This is a genomic window from Rhodococcus sp. SORGH_AS_0301, from assembly GCF_030818285.1.
Lineage (GTDB): Bacteria > Actinomycetota > Actinomycetes > Mycobacteriales > Mycobacteriaceae > Rhodococcoides.
The window spans coordinates 3,274,492-3,297,657 of the sequence record NZ_JAUTAC010000002.1; the positions used below are offsets into that span (position 1 = coordinate 3,274,492).

Genomic DNA, 23,166 nt, shown 5'->3' on the forward strand with positions numbered 1-23,166 from the left:
CAAAATGACTGGAGGAGTAGCCGTGAACCTGAACCTCACGGGACGACGGGTCTTCGTCAGCGGCTCCACTCGAGGCATCGGGTACGCCGTGGCCGCAGCGTGCGCAGCCGAAGGCGCATCGGTCGTCCTCAACGGTCGCACCGAGGAGAAGGTGAGCGGGGCTGTGACCCGTCTCCGGAAGGCCGTCCCCGGCGCGAGTGTCGACGGCATCTCAGCGGACATGTGCGAGATGGAACAGGTATCCACACTTCTGGGCAGGCTGGGACAGGTGGACATTCTGGTCAACAATGTCGGCGTGTTCGAGGTCGCGCCCTTCTTCGAGATCAACGACGAGCAGTGGTCGCGTTATTTCGACATCAATGTGATGAGCGCAGTTCGGCTTTCGCGAGCCCTGCTCGGTGGAATGATCGACAGAGGATGGGGAAGGATCATCTTCACAGGCACAGAGTCGGCGATCGATGTCCCTGTCGACATGGTCCACTACGGAGCGACCAAGGCCACGGCACTGGCTCTCGGCAATGGGCTGGCCAAACTCACCAGAGGTACCGCCGTTACGGTGAACACCGTTCTTGCCGGCCCGACCTACTCCGATGGCGTCGCCGAAGCGGTCGAGGGGATCGCGTCCGCCCAGCGCGTCCCGCCGGAGGATCTGACGTCGTCGCTGGTGCGCTCGAGTTCACTCATTGAACGCTTCATCGAACCCGAGGAGGTTGCCGACCTGGTCACGTTCCTGGCAAGTCCTCGCTCCTCGGCCATCAACGGCTCAGCCATTCGCGCCGACGGCGGTGTACTCCCCACGATCATTTGACAGTGGATCGACCTCGCCGACCCGACGTCATGGCAGGGGATGCACCAGTGCGACTGCGCTCTCGTGCGCTCGGGTGAGGGCGAGATCGAGTGGCATGCGCCGGAAGTCGTCGGACAAGATCTCCACACCCCAAGTTCCGTCGTATCCGACCTCGCGCAGAACACTGATCAGTCCGTTCAGGTCGAACACTCCCTCACCGCACAGTCGCCGGTTGTCGATCGTGTCGTCGAACAATGATCCGACGACGTCCTCGTCGGCGTCGTCGAGTTCCACACCGAACACGACGTCGCCGGTCAGGGAAGATCGCAGTTCGTCGAAGGTGGTGCCGGCGCGGAAGACGTGCCAGGCATCGACGATCACGCCGCACGCGGGATCTCCTGTGGCGCGGGCGAGGTCGGCCCCATCCGGGATGGTGGAGATGATCGAGAACGGCATCGGTTCGATGGCGATGCGGGTGCCGCGCTCCGCGGCCTCGCGGGTCAACACGCGTAAGGCGTCGACCAAGGGTTCGAGGTCCTGGGGCGGCGCATTCTCCGAGCCGATCTTGATGTGCGTCGGCCGGAGGATCTCGGCGGCCTCCAGCAGCAGGTCGCGAGTGTCGTGGGTGCTTCCGTTCTCTCCTCTGGGGATCCACCACCGTTCCAGCAGTTCGATCTCGACATACCGCAACGGTGAATCGTCGAGCATGCTCCGCAGGGCCGGTAGTCCGATGTCGTCGCGAATGACCGCGAGGTCCGCGGCGACGATCCCCATGCCGGCGAACCCGGCATCGGAGACCGCCGTGATCCGGTCCGCGATCGGAATCGGACTCACAGGGTGTGGCGCGTCGGGGCGGACATCACCCGCCGACGTCCAACACGCTGCGATCAGTTCCGTCGTCTTCGGGGCGATGCGTCGGTCTCGTCCGCCGGTCATGGTCAGGATCCTGTCTGCGTCGGGGTACCTCGCGGCCACTGCGATGAGGACTGGTGCGACGTGGTCCGCATGCATGAGGTGGCACCGGGAGCGAGGTGGTCACCTGCAGTGTGCCGATTGCGCCATCGTCGGATCAAGCAGGTGGACCCATCAAAAACCCCTCGCCGAGGTGAAGTGGCGCTGCCGGTCCGATCCGGTCGTGGCCGGACGATCGCGTCATACCGAGTGAAGGCGACTCAGCTTGTCGGGCACGTCGAGGCTCATTCGAACGACGTCACCGATCGAAAGTCGTGACCCGGTAGTCATCCGCTCTCGCGACGGCTCGCGTGATCCCGACGCAGGCAGGGTGACGTGGTGGTCGATCCGACCACTGTCAGACCGTTCCGGCAGTGACGTCGCCACCGTCGATGACCCACCGGGCCACCTCGACCAACGAGATCGACAACGCATAAACGCGGGCCCGCAGCAGAGCCGAGGCATCGTCTGCCGCCAGATCATGACGTGCCATCAGCATGCCGATCGCGATGTTCGCAGACTGCAGATCGACATGGTGACGCATGAGACCGTCGATCCCGACGTGGCCGACCAGGTCATCACCCAACACGCGGGCCAGCTTGGAAACGAAGACGTCGACTTCCCCGGGCCATCGACGCGTCGGCGGGGTGCATCGATGCATCTGCATCATCCCCGATGCACGATCACCCGAACCGATCGGATAGATCTGCACCCACCCCACGCCCAGCGACGACATTGCTCGACGAGCGCCGGCCACCGCAAGCGATCCAACGGATCACCCGACGTGATCGTGCACACCGCGTTGTCGTCGATCGCAGCCCGATCGGGACCGCACCCGTGCACGTACAGCACATCCGCCACCGCCGTCGCCGATGCGCTCGTCGCGTGCATGAGCGAACGTGCATCCGAATTCTCGGCGGAGGTGACGATCACCGCGGCACCGTCGGCGCCGTCGTTCACGCCGATGCCCCCGTTCCGAGCCGCCTCTGTTTCTCATCGTGCCATCGATCGGACCGGGAGGTTCGAAACGCTCATCGCTCGGGTGGTCTGCGCCGGGCAGCCTTCACACATCGACCGCGACGGTACGTCGCGCCCAGGATGCCGCTGAGTACTCAATTCGACACCTACCCCGATGTAGCATCGCGCAATGGCTCTACGGAACGCGATCCTCGCCGCACTCCTCGACGGTGAGTCCTCCGGTTACGACATGACGAAGAGCTTCGACGTCGCGGTGGCGAATTTCTGGAGTTGCACCTCGCAACAGCTCTATCGCGAACTCGACAAGTTGGAGGCCGACGGCCTCGTCGAAGCACGCCTGGTCGAGCAGCAACGACGGCCGAACAAGCGACTGTTCAGCCTCACCTCCGAAGGACGAGCCGCGCTGCAGCAGTTCATCGTTCGCGAACCCAAGCCCACAGCCGTACGTGACGAACTACTGGTGCAGATCGAGGCAGTGGACGTGGGTGACGTCCACGCGATCATGGCGCACCTTGACACAAGGGGGGCCGCCTCGACCCGCAAACTGCTGCAGTACAAACAATCTCGAGAAGTATTGCTCGACGGACAGACAGAGGCCGAGTACCTCGCGGACACAACGAGAATCGGGCACTTCCTCACCCTCGCACGCGGAATTGCTTTCGAGGAGGAGAACATCAGATGGTGCGACTACGTGCGCGACATTCTGTCGGGCCGAGCTGGGCCGAGCCTGGACACGGTGCGTGCATCGCAGTAGCCTCGCCCTGACGTACTCAACAAGTTGACTAGGGGCTGTCATGACGACCTTCCGCCAGGCGATCGATGCGCGAGATCTCGATGCCGTCGACGACATGTTGGCGGACGACGTCGTGTTCCGAAGCCCCGTGGCCTTCGCCCCTTATCAAGGGAAGGCCATCGTCTCCGCGATCCTCCGGACAGTCCTTCAGGTGTTCGAAGGTTTTCACTACAGCCGGGAGATCCACGACGTACACGGTCGAGACCACGCGTTCGTCTTCGAGGCGACAGTGAACGGACTGACCGTGACCGGGTGCGATTTCCTTCGGTACGACGACGAGGGTCGGATCGTCGACTTCATGGTGATGGTGCGACCACTTCGCGCGGCCGAGGCCCTCTCGGCTGCCATGGGCTCTCGCTTCGAACAGATCAAGGCCGACGCCGCCGAGCGAAGCGCACGGTGACCCTCTCCGGCGTTCTGCTCCTCGCATGGCTCAGCAGGCATCGAGCTGCGATCGTCCTCGCCCAGGGCATCCGAGTGCGGCGCTCCACTCCCCGCCTGCCCGCGGCACTCGGCCTGAAAGGCCGGATCGGCGAGACCGATGGGCGGGCTGTGCAGCTCGTAGTGTTGGGCGACAGCCTCGCCGCTGCCGTGGGAGTCGACCAGCATGCCGATGCTCTCGGTGGACATCTCGCGACACGGATCAGTACTCGAACGAGCAGACCCGTCGAGTGGACGATCATCGGCAGATCGGGAGCGACCGCACGCGAGGTGTCGGCTCTCGTCGACGACGCGGTGCTCGGAGCTGCCGACATCGTGGTCGTCTCGGTCGGTGTGAACGACACGAAGAATCTGCACTCACGGGCGACCTGGCGGGCTCAGTTGTCCGCACTGCTCGACCGCGTCATCGAGGCCTCCCCTCAGGCGGCAATCCTGTTCATCCCGCTCGCCCCACTTGCAGAGTTCCCGGCCCTGCCCGCGCCGCTGAAAACCGTACTCGGCCGCCGAGCCGACGAGTTCAATGCCATCGCCGGCGAACTCATCGCCGTGCGTCCGCGAATTCTATTGTCGGACGTGGCTTTCGAACCGTCACATCGAATGTTCGCCGCTGACGGATTTCATCCCTCGTCGGCGTTGCACGGCATCTTCGCCGACGGTGTCGTCACCGCACTCGACCGGGCCGGCACACACGGCGTGCTCGCGGCCGTGGAGCAGGAGCCACCACACCACCGTGCGTCAGCCGGAATCTTCGACGACCCTTCGAGCTGAGCACGCGCGATCGGCTTCGATGTGGAAGCGAGGCACTGTTCGGTCGAGGGGCGCCGGCAATCCTGCCACTCACAGGCCATGCCACCTGAGCTACGCGGGTGCGGAGTCGCCGAGTAGCACGGACACCGCGTGATCCACGTCGACCGTGGAATCGAGGAACGGGACAGATCTCAGGCACCCGGCGATGAGGTGGACGAGCATGTCGACGACGACATCGACGTCGAACCGACTCTCCACTTCCAGCCACCGAGCACTCGTCTCGTCCACAGCGGCAACGGCTGTCCGTCCGACCAACCTGATCGCGTCGTTGTGGGGATCGATGCCGAGCATGGCAGCGGCGGCGACGAGCGCTGCTGTGCGGGCATTCTCGAATACCTGCCACGCCTCGGGATCGGCGCCTCGACCGCCCAGAACCATCCGCAGCGCCAGGCCACGGTGTTCACGCAGATATGTCAGGTGTGCGGTCAGCGCTGCCCGGATCTGCTTGTCCGGGGTTGCGTCGGGGATGCCGTCGAACGCGCGCGCCATCGCCTCGGCGGTCGATCGCATGGCCTCGAGGTAGATGCCTCGCTTGGTGCCGAAGTAGTGGAACAACAGCCCGTGCGCGACGTCGGCCGTCTTGGAGATCTCACCGACGCCGACCTTGTCGTAGTCGTTCTCGGCGAAGAGCGTGACGGCGGTGTCGATGAGTCGCTGGCGGGTCTCCGCCGCCCGGGCGGACCGGGCGGTCATCTTGGCAGGCGGGCGCGACACGACGTCACTGTATCGGGAACAGCCGACCCGGGGTGAGTAGGTGACGGCCGCGATCGTCAGATGATCGGGGTGATGTGATCGTGCAGCTCGACCCCCAGCAGAGCCTTTCCGTACGTCTCGATCGACACTCGGGGCAGCATCACCGCGTGGCGCGCACCGACGTTCGAGTCGCGCCAGATCCGCTGCAGCGCATTCACCTCCGCGAAGGCGCCGGCGCCGGTGGCATCGAGCAACGTGTTGAGCGCCTCGTTGATGCTGCGCAGCGCGGTCGCAGCATCGCCGCGGACACGGGCCCGCGAGAGGAGGTCCGGATACTCCCCCGCGTCCGCCCACCGCTCGACATCGTCGGCTGCGCGGAAAGCGTGCAGGTGGGCGGTGTCGATCTTCAGAGCCGCCTCGGCCACGAGCATCTGAAACGCCACCGAGTCTGCCTGGCGCTCGAACACGGTGTAGGCGAGAGACTTTTCCGCAGCCTTGGTGCGCACCAGTTCCAGTGCAGCTCGACCCATTCCGAGCTGCGGTCCGACAAGGACCATGACCAGCATGGGGCCGAACGCGGACCTGGCGAACGCGGAATCGGTGCGCTCGGAGACATAGGAACCGCTGAAGGCACCCGTCATCGAGAGCATCCGATGTTGGGGGACGAACACGTCGTCTGCGACGACGGTGTTGCTGCCGGATGCACGCATTCCGGTCACGTACCAGGTGTCGTCGACGTGGTAATCGGTTCGGGGGATCAGCGCCATTCCCTGATCCATCACCGTCTCGTCCTCGTCCAGGATCACCACGCCTCCGGTGCACCACGTGGCGTGCAGACTGGCCGAGGCGTACGGCCACTGGCCGCTGACGCGGTAACCGCCGGGTACCGGTCGCGCGGTGGCAGTGGGCGACACGACGCCGGAGATGATGACGTCCGGCCCGTCCGCGTACACCTCGGACTGCGCTTGCTCGGTGAACATTCCGAGTGCCCAGTGATTGATGTTGGAGAGCGTGGTGACCCACGCTGCGCCGCCGTCACCCTCGGCAATGGTGGCAGACACCTCGAGCATCGTCCGCAAGTTCGTCTCCAGCCCTCCGAAACGGGCCGGCGCTGCGATCCGGAACACGCCGGAACGGCGGAGGGCGTCGACCGTGTCCTCGGACAACCTGCGCGCCTGCTCGTTCGCCGCGGCACCGGACTTCAGCTGCGGCAGCAGGTCGCGTAGCTGTCGTACTACCTCGGCACCGGTGTCGATGCCCGTGGTCGGTGCGGAGGACTCGGTCAGTGTCGTCATGGTGTCACTCTCGGTCGGGCCCCTGAGGAGCGGAGATGCGATCTGTGACACCGAACGTAGAGTTTCGTTGACTTCGTGTCAATATTGACATCGAGTCAACGACATGGCCTGATTGCCTCGTCGACCGCATCCGAAAGGAATCCGAATGAGCCCCACATCCGTGAGCCGGAACATCGCCGCGCCCCAGCAGAAGGTCTGGGAAACCGTCTCCGACGTGACCACCTTCGAGCACTGGCACGCTCTGCACGCCGGCTGGGAAGACCTGCCGCCGAGCACGATCGAGGTCGGCGCGACGATGGTGGAGAAGATCAAGGTGGCCGCCCTGGTCGACACCATCACCTTCGAGGTGGAATCGTTCCGGCCGCCGAGCGAGGTCGTCTTCCGCGGCAAGGGTTCGACCGGCTCGAAGATCCACATGCGCCTGGGGTTGGACGCGTCCGGTGACACGACCACCGTCACCATCGACCTCGACGTCACGAGCCCGCTGCTGGTCGGCCCGGTGGGCAAAGCTCTGCGGGGAACGTTCGAGAAGCGGCTACGGGAGACACTGGACGGGTTGTCCCGACATGTGATCGCAGTCTGAGGTCACATCGGGGCGCACGTCGCGTCACGGGGAGCGGACCGCGCGACGTGCCTTCACAACGCATCCGGCCCGCCCCGAGTACGAACCAGCGCGGAGATCACCGGGTGGTCGAGACGATGACATTGGCCGCGACGATGAGCACCAGAGCCAGCATCTGCCAGGGAGACAGCACCTGCCCGAGGACGATCCACCCACCTACCGCGGCCCAGACGGGATTCACACTCGCCAGCGTTCCGAAGGCGCCGGCGTCGAGATGCCGCAGACTCACCATGTCCACCGCGAACGGCATCACAGAGGCGAGCACACCGCACAGCGCTGCCAACAACACGAATCGCGGCGACGGCGGATTCACCGTGAACAACGCCACCGCCACCGGAGCCCACACGACTGCCGACAGAATCGCCGCAGCCGAGGTTCCGCGAAAGCCCGAGAAGAGCGCTCCCACGCGCTGATTGAGCAGGATGTAGCCCGCCCACCCCGCTGCGGCGACGAGAGCCGCGACGACACCAGCGATGTCGGAGGTCCCGCTCGGTCCGACGAGAACGATGACACCGACGGCGGCCAGTCCGGCGCACAGCACGTCGAGGGCGCGGCGCGACCCGGCGACCGCGACAGCCAACGGACCGAGAAACTCCAACGTCACCGCCAGACCCAGACCGATGCGCTCGACGGCGAGGTACAGGCTCAGATTCATGACGCCGAACACCGCAGCCAGCGCCATCACCGCCACCACTTGAGTGCTCGTCATCGAACGGAAGCGCGGCCGCGCCACGAACACCATGACCAGCGCCGTGACCAACTGGCGCACGGCGACCACGCCCACGGGACCCATCGCGGGAAAAGCCAGAGCGCCCGCCGCTGCGCCGGACTGGTTGGCCGCAGATCCAGCGAGCGCGGCCGTCACGCCCACCGATCGGCGCCTGCCGTTCTCCGGCCGGGCACCGGCCATGTGAACTCGCGAACCCTGCGACGGACGTTGCCTGAGCACCATGACGAGAACCGTAGGAGCAGCTCCAGCCAGAACTGAAATGCATACAACGCTCCGGGTATGCTCTGCGGTTATGACGTGGTCGTCTCGCGAAGTGGTCTACTTTGTCGCTGTCGCCGGCTGTGGGTCGTTCACGGATGCGGCCATCGAACTCGGCGTGTCCCAAGCGGCCGTCTCTCGCGCCATCGCCGCCACCGAGAACCGGCTCGGCGAAAGACTTCTGCGTCGCACACCTCATGGCTGCGAACCGACCGCTCTCGGACTGCAACTCCTGCCACAGGCGCGCCGCATCCTGTCCGAACTCGACGTGCTCGACGACATCGCTCGCACCAGGCGCCGACGGTTACGTCTGGGCTACGCGTGGGCCGCGGTCGGTCGTCACACCACACCACTCCTGCGTTCGTGGCCCGCCGAGCATCCGACAATCGAACTGCAACTCGTACGCCACAACTCCCCCACTGCCGGACTCGCGGAAGGTTTCTGTGACGTCGCCGTCGTCCGCACACCGGTGAACACCTCTCGATTCGACACCGTCGTCGTCGGACTCGAGAGACGACTGGCCGCGTTCGCGACCGACGACGCACTCTGGCGCCGCAGGCGGACACTGACCATGGCCGAGGTGGGCCGTCGCACGCTCGTCGTCGACCCTCGAGTGGGTACGACGACTCCCGCGCTCTGGACCCACGACGGCACCGACCCCGTACCGGACCTCATCGAGACCACCGACGTCGACGAGTGGCTCGACACCATCGCGGCGGGCCGAGGAGTGGGCTCCACCGCCGAAGCCACCGCCCTGCACCATCCCCGATCCGGGGTCACCTACCGACCGATCACGGACGGACCGAGCATCCCGGTCCATCTCGCGTGGTGGAGACATGAACCGCCGATCGGACTGCGCGAACTGGTCGACACTCTCACGTCGTTCTACTCGACGTGACCGTCCGCGCCGTCACGCCCCCGATGTCGACCCTGTGGGGAACATGCACGAGTGACGCGTGACATTCTTTCGACGCGGAGCGGCTGGGGCGAGCACTCGCGATGTCGCAATGCGCTGTCTTGCACAGCATCTCAGTCACACAGTCAGGGGTAGCATTCGCTGCTACCACACCCTGGTCCTGCTGCCACAGCGCACATCAGCGCGCGCGCGGAGCGTCGCAAGGGCCTTCATTGGTCGTGCGCACTCGTTTCGGCCAGCATCGAGACCTCTCCGAAAGGACAGTCTCGGTGCGCAACAGGTCAGTTCGAGCGGGAAGTCCGCCGTCCGTCGAACTCCCCAGGGATGGTGATGGCAGTCACATCGACTGTCGAACCGTTGCCGACCACAGGAGACGACCATGGCCATCGAGCTCAATCAGATCTGGGACTTCCCGATCAAGGAGTTCCACCCCTTTCCTCGCGCCCTTCTCGGGGTCGGCGCACACGACATCATCGGCGTCGAGGCCAAGAACCTGGGCTTCAAGCGATCACTTCTGGTCACGACGGGCCTCCGGGGTTCGGGGATCATCGAGGAACTGATCGGGAAGATCGAGTACCAGGGCGTCGAGGTCGTGTTGTTCGACAAGGTGGAGTCCAACCCCAAGGACTACAACGTCATGGACGCCGCCGCGCTCTACCAGAAGGAGAAGTGCGACAGCATCATCTCCGTCGGTGGCGGCTCGAGTCACGATGCAGCCAAGGGTGCACGTGTCGTCATCGCGCACGACGGACGCAACATCAACGAGTTCGAGGGTTTCTCCAAGTCGACCAACAAAGAGAACCCACCGCACATCGCCGTCTCGACGACGGCGGGTACGGGCTCGGAGACCTCGTGGGCCTACGTCATCACCGACACCTCCGACATGGACAAGCCCCACAAGTGGGTGGCGTTCGACGAGGCCTCCATCGTCACCGTCGCGATCGACGACCCGTTGCTCTACTACACCTGCCCGCAGCACTTCACCGCGTACTGCGGATTCGACGTGCTTGCCCACGGAAGCGAGCCCTTCGTCTCCCGGCTGGACTTCGCGCCGTCGCTGGGCAATGCGTTGTATTCCGTCGAACTGGTCGCGAAGAACCTTCGCGAAGCGGTGTACGAACCTCGGAACTTGAAAGCTCGAGAAGGAATGATGAACGCGCAGTACATCGCCGGGCAGGCCTTCAACTCCGGCGGCCTCGGCATTGTGCACTCCATCTCGCATGCCGTGAGCGCCTTCTTCGACAGCCACCACGGACTCAACAACGCCATCGCTCTTCCGCGGGTCTGGGAGTACAACCTGCCGAGCCGGTACGAGAGGTACGCGCAGCTGGCCGGCGCCCTGGGAGTCGACACCCGCAACCTCACCACCGTGCAAGCGGCGGACGCTGCTGTCGAGGCGGCCATTCGACTGTCGAAGGACGTCGGCATCCCGGACAACTTCGGGGAGGTGAACACCCGCCTGTACGACAAGAACCGGATGAACACGGGCAAGTACACCGGCCGCGGAGACGTCATCACCGGAGACGAGAAGACCGTCCTCGCCATTTCCGAGCACATCCAGGACGACTGGTGCACGCCGGGCAATCCCCGCGAGGTCACGGTCGAGTCGATGATTCCGGTCGTCGGTCACTCCATCAACGAGTCGTACTGACACTCGAGAGATCACGGAAAGGACCACGAGTATGACCACGGCCGGACCCTTCGTTCGACAACAGGACACCACTTCGGATCTGGCGACGCCCGCGGACGTGCGCGCATCGCTCCGGGAGACCGGATACATCGCGACCGACGACCTGTCGGTGGTGGTGCATCTCGCCATCGCGCTGGATCGACCGTTGTTGCTCGAAGGTCCGGCCGGCGTCGGTAAGACGGAACTGGCCAAGGCGCTCGCCCTCGCGGGAGGGCGTCGGCTGGTCCGCCTGCAGTGCTACGAGGGTCTCGACGACAATCGCGCGCTGTACGAGTGGGACTACGCGAAGCAACTGCTGCACGTCCAGATGTTGCGGGACCGCATGGGGGCCGAACTCGCCGATGCACCGGATCTCGCCGCAGCGTCCGCCCTACTGTCCGACACGGATTTCGGTCTCTACTCCGAGGGCTTTCTCGCTGTCAGACCCCTCCTCGATGCGATCCTCTCGGAGCAGCCGGTGGTGCTGCTCATCGACGAGGTCGACCGCACAGAGGAAGCGATGGAAGCACTGCTCCTCGAGGTGTTGGCTGAGAAGCAGATCACCATTCCCGAAGTCGGTACCTTCCGGGCGCGAACCGATCCGTGGGTGATCCTGACATCCAACGACACTCGTGAACTGTCCGCCGCGCTCAAGCGGCGCTGCCTGCACTTCGCGGTCGATTTCCCGAGCGCGGAGGTCGAGCGCGAGATCGTCTCCTCCCGCGCTCCGGAGGTGGAGGAGTCCGTGGTCGCTGACGTCGTCGACCTTGCTCGGTCGATGCGGGAACTGCCCCTGCGCAAGAGCCCGTCGGTCTCCGAGGTCATCGACGCAGCCCGAGCCGCGATGATCCTGAAGGAGCACGACACCGAGCGCACGAGGGAGTTGCTGTCCTCCGCACTGCTGAAATACGTGAGCGACGTCGAACTCGTTCGGCGACAACGAGAGCCCTCTGCACCGCACGACACTGCCGACCGTTCGGGTCCACCGCCCAGCATCGCCAGTCGACCACCCAACAGCACCACCGCTGCTTTCCGCGGACACGGCGGACGTGACCGTGGCGGAGTCGGGAAGAAGGCGTGACGTGACAACCACGTCCGCCACTCCGGCACGGGTACTCGACGTTCTGTCGGCCGTGTTCGGCCGGCTCCTCCGCCGATTCGGTGTCGCGGCGTCGCCCGCCGAGGTGATCGAGGTGAGGCGGGTTCTGGGCCTGATCGGCGCCTCCGACACACCGCTTCTGCGCTCGGCACTGCGCGCGACGTGCGCGAAGTACCCACACGAGCAGGAGGGCTTCGACCTGGCGTTCTCGGCGCTCTTCGATCCCGTTCTCCCGATCGACGAGCCAGGACGCACAGCGAGCGCGGCGGCGGTGGCCGGCGGATTGCCCACGGACTTGGAGGTCTCCGGCGACGAGCACACCACCGCCCGCTACGCGGACTTCAACGAGCGCGCCGCCGACGTGGGCGAACACTTCGACACGCCCGATGCCGAGCAGGGGTTCAATCCGCACAAGGACGACGACGATCTGAGCCTCACGAGCAGCGACTCTCAGGTGTCCGTGGACGCTGATTCCGCGTCGGGTCGCCGCGGAGTCACGTTCACCGTGGACGTGGACCGTGCCGACAGCGCGACGGTCGGTGAGTTGTCGTCCGATGACGCGGTCGTGTCGCGGGGAACTCTTCGGTGGGACGACCCGAACGGGATTCTGGGCTGGCTGGACGCCTACGATCCCGCGGCGGTCTACGGCGACGCACTCGACGCGGGGGAGATGACTCGGACCCAGCTCGATCGACTCGCGGAGGCCATCGAGGCCTTCGTCGATGCGCTGGCGCGCAGCGCGGGGGGTACGACACCCGCGACGGAGGCCGATCCGAACGCCCTGTCTCGCGTCGACGTGGACGGGGCGTGCCGGGAGATACTCCGCCGGATGAGGGGGGCGCCCAGACCTCGACCTCGTGAACACGGTCGCGGCAGACTCGACATGCGCAGGACCGTGCGCGCCGGGATGCGGACCGACGGGGTGCCGTTCCATCTGATCGTGCGCACCCCCGTTCCGGAACAGGTTCGACTGCTCGTACTCGCCGACGTCTCCTTGTCCGTTCGGCCCATCACCGCATTCACCCTGCGACTCGCGCAGAGCATGCGCCACCGGGTCAACAGATGCACGGTGTTGGCCTTCGTCGACCGACCGGTCGACGTCACGGACGAGTTGGCTCGAAGCACAGGCGACGACGCTCTCGCCACGGTGCTGTCCAGTCCGGAACTGGACCTCGAAGCCAGCAGCGACTACGGACGCGTGCTCGACGAGGTACTCACCCACCACGGCTCGTTCATCACATCACGGACGTCCGTCATCGTCGTCGGCGACGGCCGATGCAACGGTCTCCCCGCGGGAGTGGACAGGCTTCAGGAGATCTCACGCCGGGTTCACCGACTGGCATGGATCACCCCGGAATCTGAGCGGTACTGGGACCAGGCATCGTGCTCCATGCGCGAGTACGCAGACGTGTGCGACGGCGTCGTGGTGGCCCGCGATGCTCGGCAACTCATCGACCGAGCACCCGAACTCGGCAATGCTCTGCGGTGACGGTCCTGCCCGATCGGGCAGGTATCGACAGGCCGTTGCGCCGTAAGCTGGATCACATGTCCGGATTCTCTGCACCGTCCTCGGCGCATTCGGCGGACCCGACTGTTCCCGGCCTGGACGTTCCGCTCGGTGACGTCAACGCCGTCGGCCGGGTCGTCAAGTTCCACGCCCCCGAGATCGTCTTCGGGGTGGGTTCCACCGGCGAGGTCGCGCACGCGGTCGCGAGACTGGGAGGAGTGCGCCCGTTCCTGGTGACCGACGTGGGACTGCTCGAGGCAGGGTGGGTCGCGGCGATCGAGAAGGAATTACGAGAGCACGGCATGGCACCGGTGGTGTGGGCGGACCCGACCCCGAACCCGAAAGACCACGAGATCGCGGCCGGCCACGTCGTCTATCGCGACCGCGGATGCGACGTCCTCGTCGCAATCGGTGGCGGTAGCGTCATGGACGCGGCGAAGGGCGTGGCCATCCTCGCGTCGAACGGCGGTCGCATCCTCGACTACGAGGGCGTCGACACGGTCGAATCACCCATCCCGCCTGTCGTGATGGTCCCCAGCACCGCCGGCACCGGCGCCGATGTCTCTCAGTTCTGCATCGTCACGGACACCGACCGTGGCACCAAGATCACCATCCTCGGCCGTGCACTGGTCCCGGACATCACGATCATCGATCCGCGACTGCTCACCACCATGCCGGAATGGCTCAGTGCGGCCACCGGCCTGGACGCCCTGACGCACGGGATCGAGGCTTTCGTCTCGCTCGCCCACAATCCCCTCACGGACCACCATGCCCTCCGGGCGGTCACTCTCGTCATCGAGACTCTCGCCCACACGATCGCAGACCCCGACGGACTTCCTGCGCGCACCGTGATGGCCCAGGCCAGCCTCGAGGGCGGACTCGCGTTCACCAATGCCATCCTCGGAGCCGCGCACGCGATGAGTCACCAGGTGGGTGGTCTTCTCGACCTCCCCCACGGCGTCATCAACGGAATACTTCTGCCGCATGTCATCCGCTTCAACGCAGGCGCCGACGGCCGGCCGTACGTGCCCGTCGCCGCGAGTCTCGGGCTCCCCGAGGCCCGCGGATCGGCCGCGGAGGCAGCGTTCGCGGTCGCGGATCGTGTCGAGACTCTGGCGCGGGCCGTCGGGGTTCCCCGCACACTCGGGAACATCGGCGTCACCGACGCCGATGTCGAGCGCCTCGCGGAGTTCTCGCTCCGCGACGCCTGCATGGCCACCAATCCGCGGCCGGCCACTCAGAGCGATATCGCAGCACTGTTCCGGAAAGCACTGTGACTCAGCGCGAACCGGTGACGGACCTGTCCCGCCTCACCGGCCTGCGATCGTCGAAGAGCACCTACTACCCGCAATACCGGGGAGCCGCCGAACGGGCCGAACGGATCTTCCACGCCCTCGATCTGGTGTCGCGTGCACTCGTCCGCACGGTCGAGGGGCCCGAGACCCTGATCTGTGCAGTGGCCGAGGCCGCTCGCGCGCACCTCGGCGCCCGCTGGGTCGTCTTCGCCCTCACGGACGGCGCACTTCCGGACGCCGGCCCTCGCCGCCTGGTCCTGGGCCCCGACGCGACACCGTTTCTCGTGGGCGACGTCGAGGGCCCTCCCCTGCCCGACGACGTGGTCAAGTGCCTCGACGACATCCGCCGAGCGCGGGTGCAGGGTGGCATTGTCATAGAACCCCACTACGCGTTCGTCCCCATCGATTCGGTGGGCGGCGCTGTGGGGGCGTTCGCCGCGTGGACCGGTGAGCATCGGACTCTCGATGCCACCGACGGGGCCGTCCTGAGCATCCTCGCCTCGCAAACTGCGGTGGCGCTGCAGAACTCGGCCCTGTTCCAGAATGCCCGCCGCACCGCGGCGGACCTCGCGGTGCGTAACGCTGAACTGGAGACCACGCAGCGACAGCTCGGCGCGGTCCAGCGCCACCAGGTAGTGGACGAGGAGCGGCACCGCATCGCCCGTGAACTACACGACAGTGTCACCCAGGCAGTGCTGTCCGCCGGTATGCAGATCGAGGTGTGCCGCAGCGAGATCCCCGACGCGGAACGCCGAGATCGCCTCGATCTGGCGAAAGACCTGACCAAGCGTGCAGTCGAACAATTGCGATCAGCGATCTACGCGCTGAACCACGCGGGTGACTCTGATCGGTCCACACTCCCGGAGATGCTCGATCAACTCGCTGTCGTGCACATGCCGGACGAATTGCAGGTCAAAGTGAACACCGTCGGTAACGCTGTCGAGTTGTCGAGCGACCTCGAGCACGCGGTCCTTCGTATCGCCGGTGAAGCGTTGTTCAATTCGGCGGTGCATTCGAACGCCTCCCGCGCGGCACTCCGCCTCACGTATCGCGACCACTCGGTACTGCTGACAGTCGACGACGACGGCGACGGCGATCCCCGCGATCTCCGCGTCGTGATGCGACTCGCGGAGACCAACGACCTCGGCGGCTCACACCGCGGTCTCGTGAACATGGCGGCGCGCGTACGAGAGTTCGACGGCACCTTCGACGTCAGACGTTCGCGCCTGGGCGGGATACGCATCGCCGCAACGATTCCGATCGGAGCATGATGACCTCCATCCTTCTCGTCGACGACCACGCGATCCTGCGCCAGGGTCTGCGTTCCGTCCTCGAACGTGAGCCCGACCTGAGAATCGTCGGCGAGGCGGCATCACTCGACGAAGCCACCACGACGGCGGCTCACCTCACCCCTGACGTGGTTCTGATGGATCTCAAGCTCTCCGCCAGTTCGGATTACGAGGGTCTGACCCTGTGCAAGAAATTGTCGAAGTCGCATCCGTCCATGGGCCTGCTCGTGCTCACCACGTTCCTCGACGAACGACTCGTCGTCGAAGCCGTTCATGCGGGCGCACGCGGCTACGTGGTCAAGGATGTCGACACCACCGAACTCGTGCGAGCCATCCGTGCAGTGTCTCGCGGCGAGTCCGCGTTCGACGCCCGCAGTGCATCCGCCGTGGTGCGGTCGCTCAACCGAGGAGGCGAACCCGACGGAAGACTGACCGAGCGCGAACTCGAAGTCTTGCGCCTGCTCGCGAACGGCATGTCCAACACCAGGATCGGCACCGAACTGTTCATCTCGGCGACCACAGTCAAGTTCCACGTCAGCAACATCATGCGCAAATTGGGCGTCAGTCGCCGTGCAGAGGCCGTCTACGCTGCGAGCAAGGGCGGCTTGATCTAGCGTGCGTCGAGCACGGCCCAGCCACCGTGGTGCTCGAACACGTCGAAGGGCGCGCCACTGCGCGAGACCGCGGATGCCAGTGCGGCGAGATCGAAGGTGCGGACATGGCCGTGACAGCGTTCGGCTTCCTCTTCGAACGGCACCGCGATCACCACTCGCCGGCGTGCGACGCGCAGCGCCTCCTGCACGATCGCGTCACCCGATCTCAGGTCGACGTGTTCGAGAAGGTGCAACGCCGTCACGGTGTCGACGTGAGCGTCGGGCACAGGCACGGAGGCGGCATCGCACACCAGGGTGGCGACGTCGAGGCCCAGAGCAGTCGTCATGGCGTCGAGCAGACGCACGGTTCCCCCGTGAAGATCCGTAGCGATCACGTCCACGCCACGAGAAGCGAGCCGCAGGGGAAAGAATCCGAAGCACGAACCGAGGTCGAGCACGCTGTCGCCGTCGACCAGGTCGTCAGCGCAGGCATGAATCGGTGCAAAGTCTGATGTACCGGATGTCAACTCTGTCAACGAATTACGATAAAAAGTGGCCCAGGCCGCGACCGCGCCGGGGACGGTGGACCTCACGAGGCCGACCATGATCGCTTCGAACTCCGATCTGCTTGAGCCGGATGCCGAGACTCGGTCGGTGACCTCGCCGACCAGCGCATCGCTGAGGCGATCCGCGGTCAGGGAGTGTCGCACCTCCAGCACGCCTCCGCTGCGCCCGATATGGATGCCACCGGCGATCCGATCGTCGGAGCGGGTGACGGTCACGTTGCCGTGCCTCCACACACCGGGCGCACACGGTGCGAGGGAATCGAATGGTTGGAGTGTCGCGGTCACAGGCCTCTCCCACATCTGTCGGGGACAGCATCGATCCTAGGGCCGAACGCCGCGACGTGACGGCCGGTTCCGAACCTGCCCGATCGGGCAGTCCTCGGGCGCCAACAGGCCTGTCACAGAGGAACATCGGACACCTGAATCTCTCTCGGTCCTACAGTGAATTCACGCACCTCACCCGAGAATGCGCGTTCGAGACACCCGAGACCGGAGGTACGTCATGACTCACAGCGATCCCACCGAGACGACCGACACGTCGCAGCAGGAGCCATTGGTTCAGGAGTCGTTGGTGGAGGAAGTCTCCATCGACGGCATGTGCGGCGTCTACTGAGTCGGCCGTGACCGACGTGCTCGCTGCATCGCCCCGAACGGTGGACCTGGCCCTGGCGTGGCAGCTCAATCCTCAGGTCGCGTTGCGCCCGGAACCGTTCGGGGCGTTGCTGTATCACTTCGGGACCCGCAAGCTCTCGTTCCTCAAGAACGCCGTCATCGTGTCACTGGTCACCTCGCTGTCGTCGCATCCGGATGCACGATCCGCGATGTCGGCCATGGGAATCGAGGAATCGGCGATACCGCGCTACGCGCAGGCACTCGCCGCTCTCGCGGACTCGACGATGATCGTTCCCACTCCCGTGAAGGAAGGCCCGGCATGACCTCCACCCTCGCCCGCCCCGAGCAACCGGTCGGCCGCCTGGTCGACCAGTTCGAACTCGGCCTCGACGCCCCCATCTGCCTGACCTGGGAGCTCACCTACGCCTGCAATCTCTCCTGCGTGCACTGCCTGTCCTCCTCCGGGCGGCGCGACCCGAGGGAGCTGTCGACCGAGCAGTGCAAGTCGATCATCGACGAACTGCAGAAGATGCAGGTGTTCTACGTCAACATCGGCGGCGGCGAACCGACTGTGCGATCGGACTTCTGGGAGCTCGTCGACTACGCCACCGCCCACCAGGTGGGCGTCAAGTTCTCCACCAACGGCGTCAAGATCGACGAGAAGGTCGCCGCCAGGCTCGCCGCGTCCGACTACGTCGACGTGCAGATCTCCATCGACGGCGCCACCGCCGAGGTCAACGACGCCGTCCGCGGCCCCGGCTCGTTCGACATGGCCGTCCGCGCCCTGAAGAACCTGAAAGACGCCGGGTTCCGCGATGCGAAGATCTCCGTCGTCGTCACCCGGCACAATGTCTCTCAGCTCGACGAGTTCAAGGCCCTCGCCGACGCCTACGACGCCACCCTGCGCATCACCCGCCTGCGTCCGTCCGGTCGCGGCGCGGACGTGTGGGACGACCTGCATCCCACCGCGGGACAGCAGCGCGAGCTCTACGATTGGCTCGTCGCCAACGGCGAGGGTGTGCTCACCGGCGACTCGTTCTTCCACCTCTCCGCCTTCGGCGACGCCCTACCGGGTCTGAATCTGTGCGGCGCAGGACGAGTGGTGTGCCTGATCGACCCGATCGGCGACGTCTATGCCTGCCCCTTCGCCATTCACGAACAGTTCCTCGCCGGCAATATCGTCCGCGACGCCACCCCCACCATGGGCGGCTTCCAGGCCGTCTGGCAGACCTCGGAACTGTTCCAGGAACTGCGCTCACCGCAGACGTCCGGCGCGTGCACGAAGTGCGCGCACTTCGATGCCTGCCGCGGCGGATGCATGGCCGCGAAGTTCTTCACCGGCCTTCCCATGGACGGCCCCGACCCCGAATGCGTGCAGGGTTACGGCGAATCTGCCCTCGCCGCCGACCGCGGCACCGTGCCGAAGTCGAGTGTCGACCACTCCCGCACCGGCAAGCGTTCCACCCCGAAAGCGTCGATCCCCTTGACGCTGCTCACCCGCCGCGACGGCGCACCCGCCCTCGTGGAGGCCGGAGGCCGGCCGGCCCTCGGGAAGGCCGGAGGCCGGCCGGCCCCGAAACTGTGTGACGAGAGCCCCCTTGCGGGGATGCCTCGAGAGAAGGACTGACACCATGCGCACCCCCTGGTCACGACCCGCCTGGATGGAGACTGTCGCCGAAGCGCAGAGACGAGCGAAGAAGCGACTCCCGGCATCGGTGTACTCCGCACTGATCGCCGGCTCCGAACGTGGCACGACCTACGACGACAATCTCGCGGCCTTCGGCGAACTCGGATTCGCACCCAGGGTCGCCGGACATTGTCACGAGCGTGATCAGTCGACAACGGTGATGGGGCAGCACATCTCCATGCCTGTCATCATCTCGCCGACAGGAGTTCAGGCGGTCGACCCCGACGGCGAGGTCGCCGTGGCTCGTGCGGCGGCGGCGCGTGGCACCGCCATCGGCCTGTCCTCGTTCGCATCGAAGTCCGTCGAGGACGTGGCGGCGGCCAACCCGCAGACACTCTTCCAGGTCTACTGGCTCGGCACCCGCGACGAGATGGTCGCCCGCATGGAACGGGCGAAAGCTGCCGGGGCGGTGGGGATGATCCTCACCCTCGACTGGTCGTTCTCCTACGGGCGCGACTGGGGCAGCCCCACCATTCCGGAGAAAATGAATCTCGCGTCCATGGTCAAGTTCGCACCCGAAGGCATTCTCCGGCCCGCCTGGCTGTACAAGTTCGCACGAACCGGCAGAGTGCCAGACCTGACGACGCCGAACATCCTGCCCGCCGGCGCACCTCAGCTACCCACGTTCTTCGGCGCGTACGGCATGTGGCAGCAGACTCCACCGCCGTCCTGGGACGACATCGCCTGGCTCCGTGCGCAGTGGGACGGCCCGTTCATGCTCAAGGGCATCTCCCGCATCGACGACGCCCACCGAGCCGTCGACGCCGGTTTCTCCGCCATCTCCGTCTCCAACCACGGCGGCAACAACCTCGACGGCACACCGGCCACCATCCGTATGCTGCCCGCCGTCGCCGAGGCCGTGGGCGACGAGATCGAGGTACTACTCGACGGCGGAATCCGCCGCGGCAGCGATGTCGTCAAAGCCGTCGCCCTCGGTGCCCGCGCAGTGATGATCGGCCGCGCCTATCTGTGGGGGCTCGCCGCGAACGGGCAGGCCGGTGTGGAGAACGTTCTGGATGTACTGCGTATGGGCACAGACAGCGCGCTGCTCGGCATGGGCAAGAGTTCGATCCACGACCTGACCCCGCAGGACATCGTCGTTCCGGACGGGTTCACTCGCCGGCTGGGCGAGAGCGTGCCCTCGCCGACAGTGTCCGATGCTGCCACCACCGTGCTGACCTCCGCACGTCGGTCGTCCTGACGGTAGGGCGGTTCAGCGTGTCGTCGTCGAGGCCCGCTCAGTCCTCGAACCTGGGAGCGATGCGCTCGCGCGAGACAGTCGGGGCTCGGTTGGTGGCGGTGCCGGTGGGGTCGCTGGAGCAACACGGCCCGCATCTCCCCTTGGACACCGACACCCGCGTCGCCGCAGCAGTCGCGGGGTCTCTCGATGACGCCTTTCTCGCCCCTGCCCTGGCCTATGGGGCCAGCGGCGAACATGAGGGCTTCGCCGGCACGGTCTCTCTCGGAGCCGAAGCACTGACCGCTGTCCTCGTCGAGTACGGCCGATCCATCTGCCGATGGGCCGATCGAGTGGTGTTCGTCAATGGCCACGGTGGCAACCTGTCGTCCCTCGTCTCCGCGGTCGGTCTCCTGCGATACGAGGGCCGAGATGTCGCATGGTTTCCCTGCGCGGTCGCCGGCGGCGATGCCCACGCCGGTCGTACCGAAACGTCCCTCATGATGCATCTCGCACCGAACCTGGTGGACGAGTCTGCTGTGGAGGTGGGAATCACCGCCCCGATCGCCTCGTTGCTTCCGCGCCTACGCACCCTGGGGATGAGCGCGATCACCAGCAACGGTGTTCTGGGCAACCCTCGGGGTGCGAGCGCCGCCGAGGGCGCTTCGCTCGTGGCATCGATGGGGGACTCCCTCGCCGCAGCCGTTCGATCGTGGGCTCCCGACACGCACGGCCGACTGTGACCACCGGTGACTCGTTCGACGTCGTCGTCGTCGGGGGCGGTAGTGCGGGATGCGTTGTCGCAGCGACAGTCGCTGCGGCGGGGGCCACCGTCGCACTTCTCGAAGCCGGAAAGTCCGACATCGACGCCGAGGATCTGCGCTCTGCGACGCAGCTGCCTATCGGGCCCCGATCGGAGCGGGTGGACACGTTCGAGGTCGAGCTCTCCGCCGGCCGGACAGGATTCATGGCCAGAGGCCGAGTCCTCGGGGGAAGCGGCGCCGTCAACGGTGCGTACTTTCTCCGCGCCCCCTCTGCCGACTTCGACGCCTGGCCGCGGACGACATGGTCCTGGCCCACTGTCCGGCGCCGTTACGACGACGTCGAGCGGCACATGGTGCCCACGGCGAGTATCGACTCGGAGATCGGCCGAGCCTTCGCCCGGGCATGCTCGTCGGCCGGGTTCTCGTGCGTCAGCCGAGCCGAAAGAGGCACCGATGCCTGGATGGCCGTGCCCTCGAATGTTCGGGACGGTTACCGCGTCACCACGGCACACGCGTATCTGGCGCCGGTACGCCATCTCGTCGACGTGCGACCGCGCACCCGTGTCGCGCGGGTACTTCTCGAGGGGACACGCGCGGTCGGCGTCACGGGCATCGACGACGACGGGGACTTCGTCCTCCGGGCGGACACGATCATCCTGACCGCGGGCGCGGTGAGAACACCACTGCTTCTGATGCATTCAGGCATCGGCGACCCTGCACTGCTCAGAAGCGTGGGCGTGGACGTGCACCATGCGCTGCCCGGCGTGGGAGTGGGGTTTCGTGATCACCCGGAGGTGACGGTGCCGTACGTTCCGCTTCGACCTCCGTCCGAGGTACGAACCCGCGCTCTCGACGTCGTCCTGCACGTCGGCGATGTGGAGATCCGCCCTTACACAGCATCTTTCGACCAGCTGATACCCGGGCTGCCGCCGATGAATCCGGTGCTGGGTGTTGCTCTCATGCGACCCGATTCGCGCGGACGCATCTCGCCGGTGTCGGCCGACCCTTTCGCCGCGCCGCGGATCGAATACCGCTACCTCACTTCACAACGAGACAGAGCTGGACTGCTGGACGGCGTCACCCTCGCTCGAACGCTCGCGTCGTCGCTCGGCGTGGTCGAGAGTGCTCGCTCGGAGCGCTTGGTGGACAGGCTCGGAACGTCGGCGCACATGTGCTGCAGTGCCCGCATGGGCACCGATCCGCTCTCCGTGGTCGACGACCACTGCGCCGTGCACGGAATCGACGGCCTCCACGTGATGGACTCGTCGATGTTCCCGAGCGTCCCCTCAGTCGGGCCGCACGAGACGGTGGTGATGGCGGCACTGCACGCCGCGCATCTCGCGATCGGTCAGCCCTCGACCACAGGATCGCATCGCGAACGACAACTGTGACGCGCAGTGTCACCTCGGGCGCTCCGAGATCCCCGGCGCCGGAAATCTGCGTTCTCACCCAAGGTCGACCGTGTCGGCGTTCTCCGCCCGCTCGATATTTGCACGTGCACCTCGGCCTTGGCGAAAAGCCACCACGGACGGCCAGTCGTCACATTTATCGGTCGATCGACCGGGTAGCACCGGGCGATGACAGACCACGACCCACACCGAAAAAGGACCCACCCGTCCAGCGGGAGACGGCGTATC

The 23,166-nt window shown here is 65.9% G+C and carries 24 protein-coding genes; 18 read left to right on the plus strand and 6 right to left on the minus strand.

Annotated elements, in window-relative coordinates; genetic code table 11:
• Positions 1-22 precede the first annotated feature (22 nt).
• Complete coding sequence (locus QE397_RS16125; RefSeq protein ID WP_307095933.1) at positions 23-808, plus strand: SDR family NAD(P)-dependent oxidoreductase; 786 nt, start codon at positions 23-25, stop codon at positions 806-808.
• 27 nt (positions 809-835) lie between these two features.
• Here the strand turns inward: QE397_RS16125 and QE397_RS16130 are convergent, their stop codons facing one another.
• Entirely contained in the window at positions 836-1,723 is an 888-nt protein-coding gene (locus tag QE397_RS16130; RefSeq protein ID WP_307095934.1) for a sugar phosphate isomerase/epimerase, read from the minus strand.
• A 373-nt stretch (positions 1,724-2,096) separates the two neighbouring features.
• Positions 2,097-2,327, minus strand: coding sequence for an ANTAR domain-containing protein (locus QE397_RS16135; RefSeq protein ID WP_155957134.1), 231 nt, complete (start codon positions 2,325-2,327; stop codon positions 2,097-2,099).
• Positions 2,328-2,885: 558 nt separating this feature from the next.
• Between QE397_RS16135 and QE397_RS16140 the strand changes: the two genes are divergently transcribed.
• From QE397_RS16140 to QE397_RS16150, 3 genes are read left to right on the plus strand one after another with little or no spacing between them, the layout of a single operon-like run.
• Positions 2,886-3,470 carry a PadR family transcriptional regulator gene (locus tag QE397_RS16140; protein ID WP_027507098.1) on the plus strand — a complete coding sequence of 195 codons (585 nt, stop codon included), beginning with the start codon at positions 2,886-2,888 and terminating at the stop codon, positions 3,468-3,470.
• A 40-nt stretch (positions 3,471-3,510) separates the two neighbouring features.
• Complete coding sequence (locus tag QE397_RS16145) at positions 3,511-3,912, plus strand: nuclear transport factor 2 family protein (RefSeq protein WP_027507097.1); 402 nt, start codon at positions 3,511-3,513, stop codon at positions 3,910-3,912.
• Complete coding sequence (locus QE397_RS16150) at positions 3,909-4,718, plus strand: SGNH/GDSL hydrolase family protein (protein WP_051613665.1); 810 nt, start codon at positions 3,909-3,911, stop codon at positions 4,716-4,718. Before QE397_RS16145 ends, QE397_RS16150 begins: the two co-directional genes overlap by 4 nt.
• A gap of 90 nt (positions 4,719-4,808) precedes the next feature.
• Here QE397_RS16150 and QE397_RS16155 read toward each other — a convergent pair whose 3' ends face one another.
• Both QE397_RS16155 and QE397_RS16160 read right to left on the minus strand, forming a co-directional pair.
• The gene (locus QE397_RS16155) at positions 4,809-5,471 is read right to left on the minus strand and encodes a TetR/AcrR family transcriptional regulator (RefSeq protein ID WP_222640156.1); all 663 of its coding nucleotides are present in this window, start codon (positions 5,469-5,471) and stop codon (positions 4,809-4,811) included.
• A 56-nt stretch (positions 5,472-5,527) separates the two neighbouring features.
• Entirely contained in the window at positions 5,528-6,745 is a 1,218-nt protein-coding gene (locus QE397_RS16160) for an oxidoreductase (protein ID WP_307095940.1), read from the minus strand.
• A gap of 145 nt (positions 6,746-6,890) precedes the next feature.
• Here QE397_RS16160 and QE397_RS16165 point away from each other — a divergent pair, with 145 nt between their 5' ends.
• Positions 6,891-7,328, plus strand: a complete 438-nt coding sequence (locus tag QE397_RS16165) for an SRPBCC family protein (protein ID WP_307095943.1) — start codon at positions 6,891-6,893, stop codon at positions 7,326-7,328.
• Positions 7,329-7,425: 97 nt separating this feature from the next.
• Here the strand turns inward: QE397_RS16165 and QE397_RS16170 are convergent, their stop codons facing one another.
• Positions 7,426-8,319 (minus strand): DMT family transporter, encoded by an 894-nt coding sequence (locus QE397_RS16170; protein ID WP_307095946.1) that lies wholly within the window; start codon positions 8,317-8,319, stop codon positions 7,426-7,428.
• A 70-nt stretch (positions 8,320-8,389) separates the two neighbouring features.
• Between QE397_RS16170 and QE397_RS16175 the strand changes: the two genes are divergently transcribed.
• From QE397_RS16175 to QE397_RS16205, 7 genes are all read left to right on the plus strand, one after another.
• Entirely contained in the window at positions 8,390-9,253 is an 864-nt protein-coding gene (locus tag QE397_RS16175; protein ID WP_027507092.1) for a LysR family transcriptional regulator, read from the plus strand.
• 397 nt (positions 9,254-9,650) lie between these two features.
• Complete coding sequence (gene mdo, locus QE397_RS16180; protein ID WP_027507091.1) at positions 9,651-10,922, plus strand: NDMA-dependent methanol dehydrogenase; 1,272 nt, start codon at positions 9,651-9,653, stop codon at positions 10,920-10,922.
• 31 nt (positions 10,923-10,953) lie between these two features.
• Positions 10,954-12,021, plus strand: coding sequence for a MoxR family ATPase (locus tag QE397_RS16185; protein ID WP_307095950.1), 1,068 nt, complete (start codon positions 10,954-10,956; stop codon positions 12,019-12,021).
• Between the two features lies 1 nt (position 12,022).
• On the plus strand, positions 12,023-13,528 hold the full coding sequence (locus QE397_RS16190; RefSeq protein WP_027507089.1) for a VWA domain-containing protein: 1,506 nt from the start codon (positions 12,023-12,025) through the stop codon (positions 13,526-13,528).
• 56 nt (positions 13,529-13,584) lie between these two features.
• Complete coding sequence (locus tag QE397_RS16195; RefSeq protein WP_081821461.1) at positions 13,585-14,823, plus strand: iron-containing alcohol dehydrogenase; 1,239 nt, start codon at positions 13,585-13,587, stop codon at positions 14,821-14,823.
• Positions 14,820-16,112, plus strand: a complete 1,293-nt coding sequence (locus tag QE397_RS16200; protein ID WP_027507087.1) for a sensor histidine kinase — start codon at positions 14,820-14,822, stop codon at positions 16,110-16,112. The genes QE397_RS16195 and QE397_RS16200 overlap by 4 nt, the downstream gene beginning before the upstream one ends.
• Positions 16,112-16,744 (plus strand): response regulator transcription factor, encoded by a 633-nt coding sequence (locus QE397_RS16205; protein ID WP_027507086.1) that lies wholly within the window; start codon positions 16,112-16,114, stop codon positions 16,742-16,744. Before QE397_RS16200 ends, QE397_RS16205 begins: the two co-directional genes overlap by 1 nt.
• Here QE397_RS16205 and mftM read toward each other — a convergent pair.
• On the minus strand, positions 16,741-17,589 hold the full coding sequence (gene mftM, locus QE397_RS16210; protein ID WP_307095955.1) for a mycofactocin oligosaccharide methyltransferase MftM: 849 nt from the start codon (positions 17,587-17,589) through the stop codon (positions 16,741-16,743). The genes QE397_RS16205 and mftM overlap by 4 nt on opposite strands.
• 202 nt (positions 17,590-17,791) lie before the next feature.
• Here mftM and mftA point away from each other — a divergent pair, with 202 nt between their 5' ends.
• The 6 genes from mftA to mftG are packed head-to-tail and all read left to right on the plus strand — an operon-like array spanning position 17,792 to position 22,920.
• Entirely contained in the window at positions 17,792-17,902 is a 111-nt protein-coding gene (mftA, locus tag QE397_RS16215) for a mycofactocin precursor MftA (protein ID WP_155957132.1), read from the plus strand.
• A 7-nt stretch (positions 17,903-17,909) separates the two neighbouring features.
• Positions 17,910-18,224, plus strand: a complete 315-nt coding sequence (gene mftB / locus QE397_RS16220; RefSeq protein WP_307095959.1) for a mycofactocin biosynthesis chaperone MftB — start codon at positions 17,910-17,912, stop codon at positions 18,222-18,224.
• A complete protein-coding gene (gene mftC, locus QE397_RS16225) occupies positions 18,221-19,528 on the plus strand; it encodes a mycofactocin radical SAM maturase (RefSeq protein WP_307095961.1) in 1,308 nt (435 codons plus the stop codon). The genes mftB and mftC overlap by 4 nt, the downstream gene beginning before the upstream one ends.
• Positions 19,529-19,532: 4 nt before the next feature.
• Entirely contained in the window at positions 19,533-20,789 is a 1,257-nt protein-coding gene (gene mftD / locus QE397_RS16230; protein ID WP_307095963.1) for a pre-mycofactocin synthase MftD, read from the plus strand.
• 59 nt (positions 20,790-20,848) lie between these two features.
• Positions 20,849-21,508 (plus strand): mycofactocin biosynthesis peptidyl-dipeptidase MftE, encoded by a 660-nt coding sequence (mftE, locus tag QE397_RS16235; RefSeq protein WP_307095965.1) that lies wholly within the window; start codon positions 20,849-20,851, stop codon positions 21,506-21,508.
• On the plus strand, positions 21,505-22,920 hold the full coding sequence (gene mftG, locus QE397_RS16240; RefSeq protein ID WP_307095967.1) for a mycofactocin system GMC family oxidoreductase MftG: 1,416 nt from the start codon (positions 21,505-21,507) through the stop codon (positions 22,918-22,920). Before mftE ends, mftG begins: the two co-directional genes overlap by 4 nt.
• Positions 22,921-23,166: the final 246 nt, after the last annotated feature.

Bases quoted from the DNA above. Each gene is read 5' to 3' on its own strand.
- QE397_RS16145 (WP_027507097.1), top strand. From the start codon at position 3,511: ATGACGACCTTCCGCCAGGCGATCGATGCGCGAGATCTCGATGCCGTC.
- mftE (WP_307095965.1), top strand. From the start codon at position 20,849: ATGCGCTCGCGCGAGACAGTCGGGGCTCGGTTGGTGGCGGTGCCGGTG.
- QE397_RS16170 (WP_307095946.1), bottom strand. From the start codon at position 8,319: ATGGTGCTCAGGCAACGTCCGTCGCAGGGTTCGCGAGTTCACATGGCC.
- QE397_RS16175 (WP_027507092.1), top strand. From the start codon at position 8,390: ATGACGTGGTCGTCTCGCGAAGTGGTCTACTTTGTCGCTGTCGCCGGC.
- QE397_RS16195 (WP_081821461.1), top strand. From the start codon at position 13,585: ATGTCCGGATTCTCTGCACCGTCCTCGGCGCATTCGGCGGACCCGACT.
- QE397_RS16205 (WP_027507086.1), top strand. From the start codon at position 16,112: ATGACCTCCATCCTTCTCGTCGACGACCACGCGATCCTGCGCCAGGGT.
- mftM (WP_307095955.1), bottom strand. From the start codon at position 17,589: ATGTGGGAGAGGCCTGTGACCGCGACACTCCAACCATTCGATTCCCTC.
- mftA (WP_155957132.1), top strand. From the start codon at position 17,792: ATGACTCACAGCGATCCCACCGAGACGACCGACACGTCGCAGCAGGAG.
- mftD (WP_307095963.1), top strand. From the start codon at position 19,533: ATGCGCACCCCCTGGTCACGACCCGCCTGGATGGAGACTGTCGCCGAA.
- QE397_RS16165 (WP_307095943.1), top strand. From the start codon at position 6,891: ATGAGCCCCACATCCGTGAGCCGGAACATCGCCGCGCCCCAGCAGAAG.
- mftC (WP_307095961.1), top strand. From the start codon at position 18,221: ATGACCTCCACCCTCGCCCGCCCCGAGCAACCGGTCGGCCGCCTGGTC.
- QE397_RS16160 (WP_307095940.1), bottom strand. From the start codon at position 6,745: ATGACGACACTGACCGAGTCCTCCGCACCGACCACGGGCATCGACACC.
- QE397_RS16130 (WP_307095934.1), bottom strand. From the start codon at position 1,723: ATGACCGGCGGACGAGACCGACGCATCGCCCCGAAGACGACGGAACTG.
- QE397_RS16185 (WP_307095950.1), top strand. From the start codon at position 10,954: ATGACCACGGCCGGACCCTTCGTTCGACAACAGGACACCACTTCGGAT.
- mdo (WP_027507091.1), top strand. From the start codon at position 9,651: ATGGCCATCGAGCTCAATCAGATCTGGGACTTCCCGATCAAGGAGTTC.
- QE397_RS16140 (WP_027507098.1), top strand. From the start codon at position 2,886: ATGGCTCTACGGAACGCGATCCTCGCCGCACTCCTCGACGGTGAGTCC.